Annotated in this window: 16 protein-coding genes; 13 read left to right on the forward strand and 3 right to left on the reverse strand. The window is 63.0% G+C overall.

The window, feature by feature from the left end; translation table 11 throughout:
* The first annotated feature begins 114 nt into the window (after positions 1 to 114).
* The 9 genes from RCO31_RS17855 to RCO31_RS17895 all read left to right on the forward strand — a co-directional run bounded on the left by RCO31_RS17855 (position 115) and on the right by RCO31_RS17895 (position 13,539).
* A complete protein-coding gene (locus tag RCO31_RS17855) occupies positions 115 to 837 on the forward strand; it encodes a ChuX/HutX family heme-like substrate-binding protein (protein WP_308969784.1) in 723 nt (240 codons plus the stop codon).
* Positions 834 to 1,781 carry a ChaN family lipoprotein gene (locus RCO31_RS17860; RefSeq protein ID WP_308969785.1) on the forward strand — a complete coding sequence of 316 codons (948 nt, stop codon included), beginning with the start codon at positions 834 to 836 and terminating at the stop codon, positions 1,779 to 1,781. The genes RCO31_RS17855 and RCO31_RS17860 overlap by 4 nt, the downstream gene beginning before the upstream one ends.
* A 249-nt stretch (positions 1,782 to 2,030) precedes the next feature.
* Complete coding sequence (locus tag RCO31_RS17865) at positions 2,031 to 4,379, forward strand: TonB-dependent hemoglobin/transferrin/lactoferrin family receptor (protein ID WP_308969786.1); 2,349 nt, start codon at positions 2,031 to 2,033, stop codon at positions 4,377 to 4,379.
* 135 nt (positions 4,380 to 4,514) lie between these two features.
* Entirely contained in the window at positions 4,515 to 6,278 is a 1,764-nt protein-coding gene (locus RCO31_RS17870; RefSeq protein WP_308969787.1) for an SbmA/BacA-like family transporter, read from the forward strand.
* A gap of 75 nt (positions 6,279 to 6,353) precedes the next feature.
* Positions 6,354 to 6,782: a hypothetical protein gene (locus RCO31_RS17875; RefSeq protein WP_308969788.1), complete on the forward strand. Its 429-nt coding sequence runs from the start codon at positions 6,354 to 6,356 to the stop codon at positions 6,780 to 6,782.
* 78 nt (positions 6,783 to 6,860) lie between these two features.
* Positions 6,861 to 8,543, forward strand: a complete 1,683-nt coding sequence (locus tag RCO31_RS17880) for an efflux RND transporter periplasmic adaptor subunit (RefSeq protein ID WP_308969789.1) — start codon at positions 6,861 to 6,863, stop codon at positions 8,541 to 8,543.
* A gap of 175 nt (positions 8,544 to 8,718) precedes the next feature.
* Positions 8,719 to 11,844 carry an efflux RND transporter permease subunit gene (locus RCO31_RS17885; protein ID WP_308969790.1) on the forward strand — a complete coding sequence of 1,042 codons (3,126 nt, stop codon included), beginning with the start codon at positions 8,719 to 8,721 and terminating at the stop codon, positions 11,842 to 11,844.
* Positions 11,845 to 11,866: 22 nt separating this feature from the next.
* Complete coding sequence (locus RCO31_RS17890) at positions 11,867 to 12,232, forward strand: hypothetical protein (RefSeq protein WP_308969791.1); 366 nt, start codon at positions 11,867 to 11,869, stop codon at positions 12,230 to 12,232.
* Positions 12,233 to 12,375: 143 nt separating this feature from the next.
* Complete coding sequence (locus RCO31_RS17895) at positions 12,376 to 13,539, forward strand: DNA glycosylase AlkZ-like family protein (RefSeq protein WP_308969886.1); 1,164 nt, start codon at positions 12,376 to 12,378, stop codon at positions 13,537 to 13,539.
* Between the two features lie 198 nt (positions 13,540 to 13,737).
* Here the strand turns inward: RCO31_RS17895 and RCO31_RS17900 are convergent, their stop codons facing one another.
* On the reverse strand, positions 13,738 to 14,259 hold the full coding sequence (locus RCO31_RS17900; RefSeq protein ID WP_308969792.1) for a DUF1993 domain-containing protein: 522 nt from the start codon (positions 14,257 to 14,259) through the stop codon (positions 13,738 to 13,740).
* Between the two features lie 584 nt (positions 14,260 to 14,843).
* On the opposite strand from RCO31_RS17900, the gene RCO31_RS17905 reads away from it, so the two are divergent.
* The gene (locus tag RCO31_RS17905; protein WP_308969793.1) at positions 14,844 to 15,437 is read left to right on the forward strand and encodes a hypothetical protein; all 594 of its coding nucleotides are present in this window, start codon (positions 14,844 to 14,846) and stop codon (positions 15,435 to 15,437) included.
* A 33-nt stretch (positions 15,438 to 15,470) separates the two neighbouring features.
* Here the strand turns inward: RCO31_RS17905 and RCO31_RS17910 are convergent, their stop codons facing one another.
* On the reverse strand, positions 15,471 to 16,445 hold the full coding sequence (locus RCO31_RS17910) for a LysR family transcriptional regulator (RefSeq protein ID WP_308969794.1): 975 nt from the start codon (positions 16,443 to 16,445) through the stop codon (positions 15,471 to 15,473).
* Between the two features lie 91 nt (positions 16,446 to 16,536).
* Here RCO31_RS17910 and RCO31_RS17915 point away from each other — a divergent pair, with 91 nt between their 5' ends.
* The 3 genes from RCO31_RS17915 to RCO31_RS17925 all read left to right on the forward strand — a co-directional run bounded on the left by RCO31_RS17915 (position 16,537) and on the right by RCO31_RS17925 (position 18,133).
* Positions 16,537 to 17,190 carry a DUF924 family protein gene (locus RCO31_RS17915; RefSeq protein WP_308969795.1) on the forward strand — a complete coding sequence of 218 codons (654 nt, stop codon included), beginning with the start codon at positions 16,537 to 16,539 and terminating at the stop codon, positions 17,188 to 17,190.
* A 282-nt stretch (positions 17,191 to 17,472) separates the two neighbouring features.
* Positions 17,473 to 17,778, forward strand: a complete 306-nt coding sequence (gene clpS / locus RCO31_RS17920) for an ATP-dependent Clp protease adapter ClpS (protein WP_308969796.1) — start codon at positions 17,473 to 17,475, stop codon at positions 17,776 to 17,778.
* A gap of 127 nt (positions 17,779 to 17,905) precedes the next feature.
* Positions 17,906 to 18,133 (forward strand): hypothetical protein, encoded by a 228-nt coding sequence (locus RCO31_RS17925; RefSeq protein ID WP_308969797.1) that lies wholly within the window; start codon positions 17,906 to 17,908, stop codon positions 18,131 to 18,133.
* On the opposite strand, the gene RCO31_RS17930 is transcribed toward RCO31_RS17925, so the two are convergent.
* Positions 18,120 to 18,905, reverse strand: a complete 786-nt coding sequence (locus RCO31_RS17930; protein WP_308969798.1) for a Crp/Fnr family transcriptional regulator — start codon at positions 18,903 to 18,905, stop codon at positions 18,120 to 18,122. The genes RCO31_RS17925 and RCO31_RS17930 overlap by 14 nt on opposite strands.
* Between the last annotated feature and the right edge of the window lie 7 nt (positions 18,906 to 18,912).

Consider the following 18,912-nt stretch of genomic DNA (forward strand, 5'->3'; position numbering starts at 1 on the left):
CAAAGCTTGAAAGACTTCTAACTTGGGCCTGGATCCGGCCATTCGGCTTGATCGCACACGAACGCTCCTCCACAGACGTTAGACCAAGAAAATGTCCACATCGATGGGGCTTCGATGAACGATACGATCTCGCTACGTCAGCAGCTCACAGCTGCTCCTGACCGTGTGCTGGCGCGACTGCCGTCGATGGGCAAGGTCATGGTGGTGACGCAGGGCGGCGGCGTCACGCACGAGCGCATCGGGGTCGTCGAGAGAATCAAAAAGGACGAAAGCCGGATCACGTTCGCAGGCTCCGCACACGACTGCACCGTCGACATGGCGCATGTGGCCTCCGCGATTGCCGACCGGTCCGGGCGAATGAAGGACAAGGTCCTGCCAAAACTCGAGTTCGCAGATACCGACGGCAGGCTGATGTTCAGCGTCGTCGGCCTCGACGGCCTCGAGAAGTTCGACGACGCGCTGGCGCGGTTCGTCGGCGTCGCGGTGGCGCCGACGGTCAAGGAACAAGGCCCCTCGGTGACCTTGGACGGGCGGGACCCGGGCCTTGCACCGCTGGTGGCGGCGCACAAGGCCGGCGAAGAGATCGCGATCGAATTGCAGAAGCCAGGCGTGGTGCAGCGCTGGCGCGGGTTTGTGCCGCCCGTTAATCCGGCGATGGGCTTCATCAACGTCATCACCTCGGACTTTCACTTGCACTTGCGCGGCGGCACCGTGGCGCGCTGGGAATGTCAGGAGACCAACGTCATCGGCCACGTTCGCCTGAGAGCTTTCGATGCCGATGGAAACCCCGTCGGCCTGACCCTGCAGGGCCCGCAAAACGCCTTTGAAGCCTCATGACGGCCGATCCCGCTGCGCTGTCAATGATCGCGCAGGCGCGCGGCACCTGGCTGGACCCGTCGACCGGTCGTGCCATCAAGCAGCGCGAACTGCTGCGCACGCTCGCGGGATATCAGGTGGTCCTGCTCGGCGAGACACACACGGTCTACGAGATTCATCGCTGGCAACTGCATGTCGCAACCATGCTGCACGCCCTGCATCCGAAGATCGCCGTCGGCTTCGAGATGTTTCCGCGAGCCAAGCAGGACGTGCTGGATGAGTGGGTCGCCGGCAGGCATTCAACCGACACCTTCCTGCACGCCGTCGACTGGCCGGCAGTCTGGGGCTACGACGCAAATCTCTATCTCCCGCTGTTTCATTTCTGCCGCCAGCAACGCGTGAAGATGCTGGCGCTGAACTGCCGCCGACCGCTGGTGACGCGCGTCGGCAAGGAAGGCTGGGCCGCCGTTCCTGAACGCGAACGCGACGGCCTGACGCCGGCCGCGGAGGCAACTCCTGCTTATCGGCAGCATCTGTTCGAGATCATGGGCGGAACGGCGGCAGCAATGCAGCCCAAATCCCAGGTCAAGTCCGCCGGCGATCCGGCGCTCGACCGCTTCATTCGCGCGCAGCAAACCTGGGATCGCGCGTTCGCCTGCAACATCGCGCGGGCGCTGGAGCAGCCCGATCCGCCGCTGGTGATCGGCATCATCGGCTCCGGCCATCTGCGATATGGCCATGGTACGCCTTACCAACTGTCCGATCTCGGCATCGAGAGGGTATCCGTGCTGCTGCCGACCTCCGATGCTGAACACGATCCGCGCAGGATCGCAGGTCTCGCTGACGCGATCTTCCGTCTGGACGAGGTCGAACCGCAGGCGCCGATGCCGCCGCGGATGCAAGCGGCCATGACCGCGCGGCGCACTGATGCGCCATTGCAAGAAGAGCGCAGCAACCCAGTCTGAGCTTGAACGCGCTCGATTGCTTTACGCTTCGCTCCCCCAAAGGCGAGCAAAGCGACGCCGCTCTTCGAACGGCTATGCCTCGCAACGACGCACTTAGAATTCGACCAAGACAAAATACAAAAATTCTCCTTCGATGGGTTCTACTCGCGCCATGCGCGCAAACGCCTCACAATTGAGGCGTTTTAATTGACGATGGGAAACACGCCCGAAAAGAGTTCCCACCATCGATGGGTGGCATTGGGGACTGAAATGCGTCGTACACATAAGAACACTCGCGCGCCGCGTGGCCGCGCAGCGGTGCTCGCGTTGGCACTGCCGGTGGCCTTGAGCGCTTCTGCCGAAGCGCAAACCGCGACTGAACGGCAACAGCCGCAGCAGACGGAGCAAGAGCAGCGCGACGCCGCCGGACGGCGCGTTGCGGCGAGTTACGGCGTAACGCTCGAAGAGATAAGCGTGTATGCTGATCGCGGTCCGCAACCGTTCCTCGAGCAGACCCAGAACGTGACGGTGATCGATCGCAAGCAACTCGAAGAGCGCCAGGTGCGCGACGTGCAGGATCTCGTCCGCTATGTACCGGGCGTCACCGTGTCGAAGACGACGTCCAGCACCGACCCGTTCGGCAATCTTGCCGGCTTCACCATACGCGGCGTCTCGAACAATCGCGTGCTGCAACTGGTGGACGGCGCGCGCGTGATCGAAAGCATCGTCGACGGCAACCGCGATTTCGTCGGCATGGGAAACCTCAAGGCGGTCGAGATCATTCGCGGCCCGGCCGGCGTGCTCTATGGCGCGGATGCACTGGGCGGCCTCGTTGCCTTCGTGACCAAGGATCCGGAAGATTACCTGAAAGGCCGTAACTTCGGCGGCCAGATCGACACAGGCTACGACTCCTACGACAATACCTGGTCGAAAAGCGGCACCGCCGCCTTCCGCTGGGGCGAATGGTCCGCACTCATCGGCGCGTCGCAACGCTCCTACAATGAGGGCACGCTGAGCAATGCCGATCCGAATGGCGGCATCTGGCCCTGCCCGCGCAATCGGGAGGCTATCCGCTGCAACGAGCTCAATCCGCTCGACGGCAACGACTACGACCTTCTGGGCAAGGTGGTGTGGAATCCGAATGCCGAGCACGAGGTCAAGTTCATCACCCAGGTCTACAGGAGCGACAAAACTGTCGATCAGCGGGCCGACCTCGGCCTGCAGGCCGGCGGCATCCGCAACCTGAGCTACATCCGCAATCAGGTGCAATCGAGTGAGCGCTACCAGCTGATCCACCGCTACACGCCGCAGCTTGGCTGGATCGATCAGATCCGCTGGTTCGTCTCGCATTCGCCTTTTGAACGCGACTTCACCGGCGACCGTCGACGACGACTCGCGAACGGCCAGCTCGACCGGCTGGATTTCCTGCTGAACTACAAGGAGCAGTTCACCGAAGGCGACATCCAGTTCAATTCGTCGTTCGCCACACCATTTGCGACCCACAAGCTGACCTATGGCGCCTATGTCAGCGTGACCGAGACTGACTACCAGCGGCGCGATACCACCACGAATCTCGCCACCGGTGCCGTGACGACCGTCAACGCCGGCGGTTTCAATTTCGCGGACGCGACGACGAGGCGCGCTGATGGATTCCTCCAGGACGAGATCGGGCTGTTCGACAATCGCTGGATCCTGACGCCCGGCCTTCGCTACGCGACCTACGAGCTCGATCCACGGCCAAACCCGTTTTACCGGGCGGTACCAGGCAAGGAGCCACGCGAGACCCACAGCGAGGAACTGGTCAAACAGCTGGGATCGGTGTGGAGGATCAACGAAAACATTTCATTGGTCGGACGCTACGCTGAAGGATTCAAGATGCCGACCTCTCAGCAGCTGTTTACGTCGCTGCCGAACGGCGGCGGCACAAACAGCGACCTTATTCCCAATCCCGACCTCCGCCCTGAGCGGGTCAAGAGCTACGAAGCCGGTGTCCGGATCCAGGGGCCGTCAGGCTTCTTCTCGGTCACCGGCTTCCGTGCCGACTACACCGACTTCATCCAGAACTTCGTTCAAGTGCCGAGCGCCACCAATCCGGGCTTCTTCGACTTCACCTACCAGAACCTGTCGAAGGTGAACACCTGGGGTGTCGAGGTCGAGGGCGAGTATCGCTTCCTGACCAACTGGATCGTCTCGGCCTCGCTTGCCTTCATCGACGGCACACAGGTCGCAACGCCGGACGCCCAGGAAACCGCCTTCGATGGGACGACACCGTTCTCCGGCACGTTCGGCATCCGCTACGTCGACCCGGAGATCGGCTTCGATGCGCAACTTCTGACCACATGGGCGAGCCAGGTTCTGGAGCGCTCCAGCCCGGCGCTCTACCGGCCCGATGGCTATGTCGCCTTCGACGCGATCTTCGCCTGGTCGCCGCGCTGGGTGCCGGGGCTGACACTGCGCGCGTCGGTCCTGAACATCGGCGACGCACGCTACTTCCGCTCGTTGAACGGTGCCACGAGCTACCCGATCGTTCCGACGACCGCGGTGGCCAGCGCCAATCCGCTCGAGCTGCAAATCGCGCCCGGGCGAACGTTCAAGGTCGGTGCGAACTACCAGTTCTGAAAGCGCGAATCCCTCCAGCGAGCTGGACCGGATGCGTGGCGTTCGAAGAAAGACGTTGCTTCGTTCGTCGATTCCCGCATCCGGTCCAGCGTGCTTTCAGGGAGGCGGCATGACTGACGCGAAGGTGTTGAACCCATGCGTGACATCCTGAAACAGATCTGGCGCTTTCTGCGCATCGCAGCGAGCGGACCTGGAAAATGGGTGAGCCTTCTGCTGCTGGTCTTCGTGATCGGCTGTCAATATGCCGCCATCCAGGTCACCGTCCGCTCGATCCAATGGTACGCTGATTTCTACAATGCGCTGCAGAAGCTCGATGTGCCTGTCATCACTGGACAGATCGGCGTCTTCTTCGCGCTCGCCGGCGCTTCCGCCGCGCTCTACCTCGTCGGCCGATACGCGCGAAAGGTGCTGCAGATCCGATGGCGGCGGCGGTTAACCGACACGCTGGTCGACGGATGGTTGGCAAACAAAGCGTATTGGCTTCTCAGTCCGCCCCTGGTCGAACGGGCAATCGACAACCCCGACCAGCGGATCGCCGAGGACTGCAACTTGTTCTGCGAATTCATTCTTGGCAGAGACGAAGGCTTACGTTCCGGCGTTCTCGATTTCGTCATGAAACTCGTCGGACTCTACACCTACGCGACGCTGCTGTGGCAGCTATCGACGTTCACGCTGTCGTTCAACGCCTTCGGAATCGACGTCGAAATCCCAAAATACATGTTCTGGCTCGCGCCCGTGTACGTTGCTATCGCGGTCGGGCTGACTCACGCGCTCGGCCGTCCCCTGTCCGGCCGGCTTGCGGAAGAACAGAAGCGTGAAGCCGATTTCCGTTCTGCGCTCATTCACGTGCGTGAGAACGCACCGGCTATCGCGCTTTTGCGCGGCGAAGCAGCAGAACGACATCTTCTGTCAGGTGGTTTCGAGCAAGTTGCCCGCATCTGGTATCAGGTGATCCGGCGCGAATTCATCTTCGGACTGTTTCAACGCCCGTATTTCCAAACCGTGCTGCGGATTCCGATCTTCATCGCGCTGCCGGGATTTCTCGCCGGAAAAGTCACACTTGGCGGGCTGATGCAGCTTGCGAACTCGTTCCAACAGGTGGTGACGGACCTGTCCTGGTTCGTGTTCAACTACAAATTCCTTGCCGATCTCGTCGCAACGACCCGACGCATGCAGAGATTTCTCGACGCAGCGCAATCAGTGCCGGCAGACCCCGCAAATGTTGTGCGGCCGGCTCCGGCCGGCGACGAATTACGGGTCGGAAACCTCACGCTCCGTGCGCCGGATAACCGCGTGCTTCTGAAGATCAATGACCTGACGATCCGACGCGGCCAAACGGTCTGGCTCAGTGGCGCTTCGGGCCTCGGCAAGAGCACGCTCTTCAAAACGCTCGCCGGACTGTGGCCGTACGCGAGCGGCAAGCTCGAATTGCCGGCCGGACGCCTCTGCTTCCTGCCCCAGCAGGTCTACCTTCCGCTGGTTTCACTCGGCGCCGCAGCGATCTATCCGGCGCTGCCGGACTCGCTGCCGCGGCCCGAGATCGAGGACCTGCTTCGCAAGGTTGGTCTGGGCCACCGGCTCGGTGCCGAGGCGGATACGGCCGGCGGCCTTTCCGTCGGCGAGCAGCAGCGGCTCGCGCTCGCGCGCGTGCTGGCGGCAAAGCCGGACTGGGTGTTCCTGGACGAGGCCACCAGCGCACTCGACCTCGATTCCGAGCGCAAGTTGATGACGCTGCTGCGGACGGAGATGCCTGATGCAACGTTCATTCTCGTTGCCCATCGCGAGCCCCAAGGTCTCAGCAACGTGGTGAGGATCGAGCTGCCGGAGGCGAGCGTGGATACTGTAACACCGGCTGCGGAGGGCATAGTGCAAGGCAACCTTGCGCTTCGAATGGGTTAATATCGGGGCCGATCGCGGTAACGCTCAGAAAATTTTCAGATCGCCTTGCCGCTTGCCTTGTGCTAGCCACGACGCATGTCGGCACGATTCTGCGCGCAACTGTTCGGCTTCGTGGTCCTGGTGACCGCGCTGTTCGCGCTGCCGCAGATGGCCCAGGCGCATGCGGGTCACGCTCATACAATGCACGCCCATACGATGCACGTGCACACAGCGCATGGCCATGCAACACAGCCCGCGGAGATGGCTGGCGTCGACTATGAGGTCGTCGAGCAATCGCTGCACGCGGCAACCTCGAACGTACCCGGCCAGGCGGACGATCCGCCCTGCTCTGATCGCGACTGCTGCACCCTGGGCTCGTGTGCCGCATGCTTCAGCATCGTCGCCCCGCTGCCGCCGCTGATCGCGCCACCATCGCTGACATCCGAAATCAGCCTCCTCGCAAATCCTCCACCGCCCGGCATCGTCGGTGCGGCACTGCGCCGGCCTCCCAGATCCTTCGCCTGACCCGCGGTTCGCAGCGATGACGCCCGACGTGGCGCGCCGTTGCGGGCGTTGCCCGTTGTCTCGCGAAGGATACCATCCATGTTGTCGTCTCTGGCTTCCGCGCTCGCAGCGGGAGTATTGATTGCCGGCCTGCTGCTCGGCGGAGCATCCGCGCACGAGGGTCACGATCACGGCGAACCTGCCGTATCAGCCCCGGCCAGCGTCGCCATGCGCGGCGAAGCCACATCCGAAAATATCGAGCTTGTCGCTGTCGCGCAGGGCGAGGAGCTGATCGTCTATCTCGATCGTTTCGATACCAACGCGCCGGTTGCCAATGCCGTGATCGAGGTCGAAACGCCTGACGGCCCGGCGAAAGCCGAGGCGAAAGACGACGGCACCTATCGCCTGAGCGCACCTTGGCTCGCAAAAGGCGGTCACCTCGACCTGATCTTCACCGTCACCGTTGCTGGTGCCACCGACATTCTGCCGCTCGCCATCGACGTTCGCGCTGCCGAGGCGGGCGCCGAGAAAGGCGATGTGGCAGGTGGCCTTAAAGCTCGTGGTCTCCTGTCGTCGAATGTCGCAGGCGCCGCCCTTCTTGGCATCCTGATCGGCGCGTTCGCGATGGCGCTGGGCCGGCGACGCCGCACGACGGCAATGCTGGCGATCACCGCGGCGGTGGTGCTCGTCGCCCCTTCCCTCGCTCACGAAGGCAACGATAGCGACGAGTCGAGAATGGAAGCGCCGGCGACGGACGGCACCAAGCTGCCCGCGCCAGTCCTGGGCGACCGCGCCGCACGACTGCCGGACGGCACCATTTTCATTCCGAAATCCGTGCAGCGCATCTTCGGCCTTCGCACGGCGATCGCGGCGAAGCGCACGTACAAACCGTCGATTGAATTGCCCGGCCGCATCATTCCCGACCCGAACGCCAGCGGCTTCGTGCAATCCGCCATCGGCGGGCGGCTTGCTCCGCCGCCCGGCGGCTTTCCACAGCTGGGCCAGCGGGTGAAGCGTGGAGACGTGCTGGCCTATGTCACGCCCCCGATGCAATCCATCGACGTCTCTGACATGCGCCAGCGCCAGGGCGAGCTCGATCAACAGATCGCCATCGTCGAGCGCAGGCTGAAGCGGCAGGAGACGCTGGCCCCGAGCGGCGCCGTGGCACAGGCGCAGGTCGAAGAGACCAGGCTGGAGCTGCAGGGCTTGCGCGATCGCCGCGTCTCGCTCGACAGGATCCGTCGCGAGCCCGAGGAGCTCGTTGCGCCCGTCTCCGGCGTCGTTGCCGAAGGCCGGCCGGTCGCAGGCCAGATCGTGCAGAGCAACGCCGTAATCTATCAGATCGTCGATCCGGCCAAACTGTGGATCGAGGCGCTGAGCTTTCAGTCACTGCGCGACGTGAAGGACGCGTCCGCGCGAACTGGAGCGGGCACTGCACTGACGATCGCCTTCAAGGGCTCGGGCTTCGCCGACCGCAGTCAGTCGATTCCTGTGCACTTCGCCGTCGAACGCGGCGCGGAAGGCCTGCGCGCCGGAGAATTCGTGACCGTGTTCGCACATGTCGGGACGGGCAAGGAGGGCATCGCGCTGCCGCGCAGCGCGGTGATCCGCGCCGCAAACGGACAGGATTTCATCTATGAGCATGTCAGCCCCGAACGGTTCGAGGCACGGCCGGTGCGCACCGAACCGCTGGATGGCGATCGCGTGTTGATCGCAGCCGGCATCGATGCCGGCAAGCGCGTCGTCGTGCAAGGCGCCGAATTGGTTGGACACGTGCGGTGAGACGTCATTGCGAGGCATAGCCATTCGAAGAACGGCGTCGCTTTGCTCGCCTATGGCGACGAAGCAATCCAGTCTGAGCCGGACGCGGATGCCGCGTCTTTGTTTTGCGCGCTTCGCGCGCGGCTGGATTGCTTCGCTTCGCTCGCAATGACGGAACGCTGAGGAGCGATAATCGATGTTCACTTTCCTCGTCACCCAGTCGCTGCGCAACCGCCTGCTGGTGCTGGCGCTTGCTGCCAGCCTTATGGTGTTCGGCGCCTTCGCCGTCACCCGCCTGCCGGTCGACGTGCTGCCCGACCTGAACAAGCAGGTCGTCACCATCATGACCGAGTCCGAAGGGCTCGCGCCGCCCGAAGTCGAGCTTCTGGTCACATTTCCCATCGAAACGCAGATGAACGGCGTGCCCGGCGTGACCCGCGTGCGCTCGGTATCCGGCGTCGGACTGTCGTTCGTCTATGTCGAGTTCGAATGGGGCGGCGACGTCTACCGCAACCGCCAGCTCGTCGCCGAACGGCTGAACCTCGCGCGCGAGCAGCTGCCCGCCAACGTGCTGCCGAGACTCGGCCCGATCAGTTCGCTGATGGGACAGATCGTCATGGTCGCCGTCACCAGCGACAAGGCCTCGCCGATGGAGCTGCGCGAGGCGGCGGATTTCACCATTCGCCCGCGTTTGCTCAGCATTCCGGGCGTAGCCCAGGTGATTCCGATGGGCGGCGAAGTGCGGCAATATCGCGTCGCGCCCAATCCTTCGGCGCTCCGGGCGCTCGGCGTCACCTACCAGCAGGTGGAACTGGCGCTGCAGCAGTTCGGCACAAACGCCGGCGGCGGCTTCACCGATCTCGACGCGCGCGAGTATCTCATCCGTAACATCGGCCGCACCACCAGCCTGGACGATCTGCGCAACATGGTCGTCGCCACCATCGAGGGCCGGCCCGTGTTTCTGCACCAGGTCGCGTCGGTGGAGTTCGCCGCACGGGTCAAGCGCGGCGACAGCGGCTACATGGGCAAGCCGGCGGTGGTCGTAGCGGTCGAGAAACAGCCGAATGTTGACACCATCGCGCTGACGCACACCATCGAAGAAGCCTTGCAGGAGCTCAACCGCAGCCTGCCGCAGGGAATCAAGGCGGACAGCCTGATCTTCCGGCAGGCCAACTTCATCGAAACATCGATCGGCAATGTGCGCGTGGTGCTGCTGGAAGCAGCAGTCGTCGTCGCCGTGGTGCTGTTCGCGTTCCTTCTGAACTGGCGCACCACCGCGATCTCGCTGACGGCGATCCCGGTGTCGATCCTCGCGACTGCGGTCGTATTCTATTTCGCCGGCATCTCCATCAACACCATGACGCTCGGCGGTATTGCCATTGCCATCGGCGAGCTGGTCGACGACGCGGTGGTCGATGTGGAGAACATCTTCCGCCGGTTGCGCGAGAACCGTGCGCTGGGCAATCCACGCTCGACTTTCGACGTGGTGGTAAGCGCCTCACAGGAAGTCCGCTCCGGGATCGTCTATGCTACCGGCATCATCATCCTGGTGTTCGTGCCGCTGTTCGCACTGTCCGGTATCGAGGGCCGGCTGTTCGTACCGCTCGGACAGGCCTACATCATCTCGATCCTGGCGAGCCTCGTCGTATCGATCACGCTGACGCCGGTGATGGCCTACTACCTGCTGCCAAACTTGAAAGGCCATGCCGATCAGGAGAGCGGGCTGGTACGCCTGCTCAAGCGCGCCTACCGCTCCGGCCTCGAAGGCAGTTTTCGGCGCAGCCGCGGCATCCTCGGCGTCACGGCCCTGCTCGTCGCCGTGGCGACGTTCGCCGCGCTGCAGTTGCCGCGCTCGTTCCTGCCGCCGTTTAACGAAGGCACTTTCACGATCCTGGTCAACTTCAACCCGGGTATCTCGCTCGCGGAATCAAATCGCGTAGGCGCGATCGCCGAGCGCCTCGCGATGGAGGTGCCGGAGGTGAAAACCGTCGGCCGCCGCACCGGACGCGCGGAACTCGACGAGCATGCCGAAGGCGTGCACGTCAGTGAACTCGAGATCGATCTCAAGCCATCGAGCCGATCGAAGGCGGATATCGTCGCTGACATCCGCGCGCGGCTGTCGGTGCTGCCGCTGTCGATCAATGTCGGCCAGCCGATTTCGCACCGCCTCGACCACATGCTGTCCGGCATCCGTTCCGAAATTGCGCTCAAGGTGTTCGGGGATGATCTGGATGCGATGCTGCGCAAGGCCGAGGAGCTGCGTGAGAAGCTCACTCAGGTCGGCGGGCTGACCGACCTTCAGGTCGAGAAGCAGGTGCGAATTCCGCAGCTTGAGATCCGCATCGACTACGGTCGCGCGGCGCTCTACGGGATACAACCTGCCGCCGTGGTCGACCAGCTCAGCCGGCTGTCGAACGGTCGCGCCATCTCCCGCGTCGTCGACGGCTACCGCCGTTTCGACGTGGTGTTGCGGCTGCCTGACAATCTGCGGACCGCCCAGGGGCTTGGCGATCTGTTGATTGAAACGCCAAGCGGCTGGATCCCGGCGCGGCAGGTCGCGACCATCCGCGAGACCGATGGACCGAACCAGATCCTGCGCGAGAACGGACGGCGGCGGATCGTCGTGCTCGCCAATTCGGACGGCCGCACCGACATGGCGGCCATCATCCAGAAGATCCGGGAGGTGGTGCGAGATACGCAGGTGCCGGAGGGAATGTCGATCAGCGTAGAGGGCACATTCCAGGCACAGGAACAGGCTGCTCGCACCATCGGTCTTCTCTCGATCGTCTCGCTGCTGTTGATTTTTGCGATCCTCTATAGCCGCTACCGGTCGGCGGTGCTGGCGTTGATCATCATCGGCAGCGTGCCGCTGGCCCTGATCGGCTCCGTCGCGGCACTGTGGATCTCAGGCCAGCCGCTCTCGGTCGCGAGCATGATCGGCTTCATCACCTTGACGGGGATCGCTGCACGCAACGGCATCCTGAAGATCAGCCACACGATCAATCTGGCGCTGCACGAGGGGCTGCCCTGGGGCCGCGACCTGGTGACGCGCGGCTGCCTCGAGCGAATGACGCCGGTGCTGATGACCGCGCTCTCAGCCGGCGTGGCGCTCGTGCCGCTGCTGATTGACGCGGCGAATCCGGGAAAAGAGATCCTGCACCCGGTCGCCGTGACGATCTTCGGCGGGCTGATCAGCGCGACGCTGCTCGACGCCTTCGTAACGCCGCTTCTGCTGCTTGCCTTCGGCCGCAACGCCGTCGAGCGGCTGCGCCAGGCGGACGGCGAGACGACGCCTACGGCCGCGCCAACCCCCTCATACTGATTACCCCAACTGGAGAATGACCATGAGACTGAAGGCCTTGATCGCCGCCGCGGCGCTGGTTCTGGTAACGCCGGCCCTGGCTCACGCGCCGAAGAGCAAACACGGAGGGCGGATCGTCCTTGCGGGCGCCTTCCATGTCGAAATGGTGGCGGCGAATGGCGGGGTCGACGTCCACCTGCTCGATCACAACGACAAGCCGGTCGCGGTGAAAGGTTACAAGGGTGTCGCGATTCTCGCGGTCGAGGGCAAGAGCCAGCGCATCATGCTGGAGCCAGTGGGCGACTTGCGGCTGTCGGGCAAGGCGGCAGTCGCACTCCCCAATCAACCGAAGGGCGTGATCCAGATCATCCCGCCCGACGGCAAGGCGGTGAGCGCCAAGTTTGACTGATAGCGGCTCGCCGCGCGCCCACCTCCCTGCAATGCGCCGCTCTGCAGGAGAGGGAGCGCGGTCGGGAGCTGCTGCGCCAGCTGTTGAAACTGGCGGCTGCTGCCACCCTGAGACACGAATTCCGCTAAACTGGCGGCGCCATGTTGTCCCGCGCCGCTACCCTGCCCCTGACCAGCGCTGAGGCCCGCCGCATTTGGCTGCGGGCGCAGCGGCTCGATGTGCGCGAGCCGTTCGGCTCAGGCAGCGACGCCGTGGCCGCGGCAGTGAACCAGCTGGGCTACGTGCAGATCGACACGATCAACGTCGTCGAGCGTAGTCACCACCACATCCTGTTCTCGCGCATACCCTCCTATCGACGGACGGACCTGCGGCATGCGCAGACGGTCACCAAGAGCGTGTTCGAGTACTGGGCGCATGCGCTCGCCTATCTGCCGACGGAGACCCTGCGCTTCTTCATCGCCGACATGAAGCACTACCGGCTCAACCCCGGCAGATGGTTTGCATCCGTACAGCCGAATGATCTGCGAAGGGTGCTACGACTTGTCACCCGCGACGGCGCCCTGACCATCCGCGACATCGAGGACGATGTTCTGCAGGACAAGTTACACCCGTGGGCCAGCCGCAAGCCATCGAAGCGCGCGCTGGAGTACGCCTTCTTTCTCGGCAGGCTGGCGATCAGCGAGCGCAATGGCATGCTGAAGACCTACGAGCTGATGACGCGACATTTCGGCTGGGAGAAGCCGCCGAAGGCGGCATCCGCAACCGAGATCGCGGCCTACCTGCTCGATCGGGCCTTGCGCGCGCAGGGTATCGTCAGCCTCGATTCGGTCTGCCACCTCGATGCGCCGCGAAAGCCCGCCGTCGCGAAGCTGATCGGCGCACGCGTCCGGCGCGGCGAGCTCATCCCAGTCGCCATCGACGGCGCGGGCAAGCAGGAGCACTGGACAGCACCCGGGACGCTTGATGCCAGCGGAGGCATCGCACCCGAACTGGTGCATATCCTGTCGCCGTTCGATCCGCTGATCATCCAGCGCAAGCGCACAAAACTGTTCTTCGGCTACGACCACAAGTTTGAGGCCTACCTGCCGAAGGAGAAACGGCAGTTCGGCTACTTCGCGCTGCCGGTGCTGGTCGGCGACGGCATCGTTGCCGCCCTCGACATCAAGACCGATCGTCAGAACAGGCGGCTGCTGATGCAGAAATGGACCTGGGTCGGCAACGGAACGAAGAGGAGCGCGCGCAGGGAGCTGAAGCGCAACATCGAGGAGGAACTCGATCGCTTCGAGAAGTTTCAGCTCGGGGATTGAGGGTGACAGGGAAAATCGTCATTGCGAGCGAAGCGAAGCAATCCAGTCCGAGGTTACAGCAAATGCCACGCTGGATTGCTTCGTCGCCATAGGCGAGCGAAGCGACGCCGTTCTTCGAACGGCTATAGGCGAGCGAAGCGACGCCGTTCTTCGAGCGGCTATGCCTCGCAATGACGATAGGCTTAGCGCATCAACGTCTCAGGTCTTCAATTTGAGCCGTCCCATGAAATCGCGTTTTCCGAGCGGCACGCCCTTGTGGCGGAGGATGTCGTAGGCCGTGGTCGCATGGAAGTAGAAGTTGGGCAGCGAGAACGACATCAGGAAACCTTCCGCGGTGAACGGTAGCGTACGCTCGCCGATCTTGAACATGACGTCGCGGCCGATGAGTGCGTTGACGGCCTCGGGCGTCAGGCCTGAGAGCTCGCTGCGCGCCTCGGTGATCAGCGCCTGAAGCGCCGCGTAGTCGAGGCCGGGCTTGACGGTCGGAGGAACGAATATCCCGTTCCTTGCTGCCTCGATCGCGCCGCGCGAGTGGTGCGCGACCGAGACGATCTGGAAACGCAAGGGATGCATGTCGGCGAACAGGCGCGTCTCGACGATTTCCTCCGGATCGGTGCCATTCTCGCGGAAATGCGAGAGGCCTTTCTCAAGGAAACCGCTGACTGCACCGAGAATCTGCAGGTAGTGCGCGACGCTCGCATCGTAGAGTGAAAAAGCCATGCGGTCCTCCCGTCTCAATGTGTGTTGGACTTGTGGCGACACAGTTCCCAAAAATATTGCCGATTGCAATGACAGAAACTTTCGAAACGCGGCCTCGACCTTGTGTTTGCCGTCCCGACGCTCCATATTCCTGATCGTCGTCAACAACGAAAGGAGGTGATCCAGTGTCTCATTCGAAGCGCTGTCACCTCGCTGGGGTCGCCTGACAGCTTGACTTGAAGCTTTGGCGCCTCAGCGCCAGGACCAGCGAGTTCAAAGGAAAGGCGCACCGGAGGTTTCCGGTGCGCCTTTCTGCTGCTGGGGATGCCGGTTCTAGCGCTCGCATCCTCTTGCGGCGACCTCGTCTGAAAACCAAAAAAAGACACCGGCACCTCATAAAGCGAGCGGCGCTTTTCCATTTGGCGTCTGTGCGCAGGATTTTGGCGGCAAAACTGGTACGAACGGCTAATCCAGCGCAAGCGATACAGCAAATCTCGCGCGATACAGGCCTTCCACTTTCCCAATTCATGGCCTAAAACGCGCGCCCTCGGAGTTGGTTTAGACTTCGAGTCTCATATGTCTCGAAAGCTCTGGAGGAGCAAAGCTTGGCCAAGGCGAAAGCAAAAGCCGCCGTGAAACGCAAGCCTGCGACAACGCAGGCGCGCGCCGCTGCAACGCGTGCAGCGAAAGCGCCGAAGAAGGCTGCGGCCAAGCCCGTAAAGTCAGGCGTTGCGAAGCCGGTCAAATCGGCCGCCAAGACGCCTGCTGCCAAATCATCTGTCGTCAAGGCGGCAGCTGCAAAGACATCCGCTGCCAAGTCGCCTGCCGCCACCGCCGCCAAACCGGGCAAGGTAACACCCGTCGTCGCTGCGGAGCGAAAGGCCGAACAACTGACCCTGCCGATGGCGAAGCCCGTCGAAGCGCCGACGAAACCGGCTGCCGTGCCCACGAAGCAGGCTCAAACGCAGCCTGTAGTGGCGACAAAGCCGCTATCGATCGTACGCAAGCCACATGCTGCTTCGCCGCGTGCGGATCTTCCGCCGGACGCTGGATTCACGCTGCTGGTCGACGGCCATTTCAAAAACCAGTTCGACGATCTCAAGGACGCGAAGGCAGCCGCGTCTGATCTCAAGGGCAGGTTTCCAATGCTCAAGATCGAGATCTACGACGCCGCCACGAAGACAAGACTGCCGGCCTGACGTCGGCGATCGTGATCGCGGATGACGGCGTTTTCAGCGCTTCACGCCGCCGCGCTCTTTTTCGCCAACATCCACCGCTTCCTGCAATACCCCGAACAGCCACGCCAGGCCTGCATCCATCATGGCTGCCCTGGTCGCAATGGCGCGGATCGCATACTTGCGGAGGCGAAGCGGCACCTCCCGGCTCACCAGCCCGAAACGTCGTGCCTGCATCGCAACGAAGCGTCGTGGCATTGCCGCAATCAGATCAGTTTCCGCGACGGTAGCCAGAGCCATTGCGAAGTCCGGCACGGTCAGCGCGACGCGGCGCGCGAGGCCCTGCCCTTCTAACGCGCTATCGACAAAGCCATGCGCATCGCCGGTGAGCGAGACCACGAGATGCCGCGCCTTGCAGAACCGGTCCAGCGTCGGCCGGACGGCGAACGGGTGCCGCGGCCGGGCGACGACCACAAAGTCCTCCTCAAAGATCGTCCGACCGACGAAGCGCGTCGGCACGCTGTCGATAGGGGCAATGGCGATGTCCATGGCACCGGCTTCGAGATCACTCAGCACCGGCTCCCAGGCGCGGTCCGGCGAGCGACCTCCCTGTGGCGGCAGCAACTGGCGCAGCCCGATATCGATGCCAGGCGCGCGGCTCTGCAAAATCGACAGCAGCGGATACAGGATCACCGACGAGATTCCGTCGGGCGCGCCAATGATGAAGCGGCGCGACGATCTTGCCGGATCGAACGCCTCGGCAGAGGAGATGACGTGGCGCACGCGCGCCAGCACATCACTTATCGGCTCGGCCAACTGCGCAGCACGCGCGGTCGGCACCACGCCCTTCGGGGTGCGCAGAAACAGCGGATCATTCAGCAACAGTCGCAGCCGTCTCAGGCCGTGACTGACGGCGGACGGCGACAGGTTCAGTTGCGCAGCGGCGCGGCCGACGTGGCGTTCACGCAGCACCACTTCGAACAACGTCAGCAGGTTGAGGTCGGCGCGGGATAAATCAATTTCATTCAGCATAATCCTGAAATCATATCACTGGATTCATCATGTCCCAAGTGGGATCGGTTGGCGGCGGGCAGGCAGCATCAAGCATTCTGGAGAAAGACCCATGTCGTCCCCGACTTATCCGACCCTGGCGGCTACGAGCCGCGAAGCCTTCATCGAACAGGAATTCCACCTCGGCCGCGACCGACTGGCCCACCACCCGTCCGGCGACGCACTGGCTTCGGCGCAAGCCTTCAGCGTCGTCGAGTTCTGGCGCGAGGCCGGCCCGTCACTCTGGTTCGCGAAGGACAAGGACTTCGATCGGCGCTTTCGCGAACGCCTGCTGTCCACGCACGAGGCGGCGGCGCAGGGCCAACTTGACGGTTGGCTGGCGACGCCCTACGGCGCGCTCGCGCTAGTCCTGCTGCTCGACCAGTTTCCACGCAACGCCTTTCGCGGAACGCCGCGCATGTACGCGACCGACGCGCGGGCGCGCACCGTAGCCGCCGTCGCGATCGAGGCGGGTCACGATCAGGCGGTGCCGAAAGACCTGCGGCTGTTCCTCTATCTGCCGTTCGGGCATTCGGAAAATCTGGCGGATCAGGCGCGTTCGGTCGCGCTCGCCGAGGGCCTGGGCGAGCCCGACCTTTCACACGCAAAAAGGCACTGCGACATCATCCGGCGCTTCGGACGCTTTCCACATCGCAATCCGATCCTCGGGCGCAGAATGACGGCGCAGGAACAGGCCTATCTCGATCACGGCGGCTATGCCGGGTGACAGGTCCTCGTCATACTTCGCGCCGGCCTCAGGAGCGAATTCCAATTCGAGAAGGACACCAACAAAGTTACAATTCTCGCGGCGTTTATGGTCGCGGCAAAATGATGGAGCGAATTCTGAACCACGACACTGGTTCACGCATGGACGAATGCGCTGCGGCATGAGAAAATACGATACGAAGCTGGTGCACTTCTGCTTGACGTTCGCACGCAGGATTTGCGGCAATGAACATCAAGTCCAGCGTGCTGGCCGGCGCAGCGTGTCATGCTGGCGAGAGGGTCGATGCCTCAAACCGTCACCAGGCCTAGTACCAAAGTCAAGACGAAGGTCGAGCGGCCGCGGCTGCACAAAGTGATCCTCGTCAACGACGACTATACGCCGCGCGAGTTCGTCGTCATGGTGCTCAAGGCCGAGTTCCGCATGACTGAAGATGAAGCCTACAAGGTGATGATCACCGCGCATCGCCGTGGTGTGTGTGTGGTCGCCGTCTACACGCGCGACGTTGCGGAGACCAAGGCCACACGTGCGACGGACCTCGGCCGCGCCAAAGGCTATCCGCTGATGTTTACCACCGAGCCGGAAGAATAGCGGCGTCGGGTCCAGTGGCGCCTGCGGATGACGCTTTCTCCAAATTCCAGAAGCAGCGCAACGATTTGCGGAACTTTTCGTTTCCACATTCGTTGATCACAATATCTGCTTTGGATTGGATTTTGTCATGGCCGATGCGATCGAAATTGCCACGCGGCGGGTGCTTGAGACCTACACGCTGATGTTCAGTGCGGCGAAGGCGGAAGACGCGCGCGAAAGCTTGGTGGATTACTTGCAGAAGGTGTTTTCTGCCGGAGAAACCGATGAAGGTCGGCTCGCGGTCTGCGGCCTCGTTTACCTGCGCGAGCGGGAAGGACGCAGCGATCCTGTGGCCGAGGGATTCACCGGGCTGTAACGGAGCCCGCTGCCGCAGCTCCATTCCCTTCGCTTTCCGTCGGATAAACGCCGCTCAGCACCGCCTCGAAATGTCCCTTGACCTGCTCGTTGCAAAGGCACGACTTTGCCTCGAGCGCGCTTCTGTTCGTCACCAACAACGCGCCTCGGCGCGTTTGCAAAAGCCCTTCCCGCCGAAGCGACTGGATCACGCGACTGGCATAGGAGCGCCCGACACCGAGCATGGCCGCGAGTTGCTCCTGCGTGAGCGGCACGGCCGTATCGCCGGTGCGCTCCAGAGCCGAGACGATCCATTTCGCCGTGCGCTGCTCGATCGAATGGGTGGCGTTACAGGCCGCCGCCTGCATCATTTGCGCCAGCATGCAGTCGGCATAGCGTGCGAACATTCCGCTCAGCGTTGTCGATCTTTCCTTCGCGGCCTCGAGCACATCGAGACGCAGATGCATGAAGGGGCCGGCGAATTGCACGACCATCCGTGTAAAGGCCGGCAGGTTGCCGCGGCTGACGACGCCGCCCACCGCGCCTTCACGACCGACCAGCATTGTTTCGACTTCGCGACCGTCCTCGCTCGCCACGACGTAGGAGACGAGACTTGGCCCGCATGGAAAATACACGGTGCCGACGTGATCGCCCGGATTGTAGAGCAGATGCCGGGCAGGATAGTCCGCCGCTTCAAGAGCGGAAGCAATCAGGGCGTAGTCGACCGGCCGCAATGCACGCAATAGATTGTTCTGCGGCCGAGCGGCTGCGGCAGTCGATTCGGCAAATATCATCTTTTCC

Source organism: Bradyrhizobium sp. LHD-71 (assembly GCF_031157255.1).
Lineage (GTDB): Bacteria > Pseudomonadota > Alphaproteobacteria > Rhizobiales > Xanthobacteraceae > P52-10.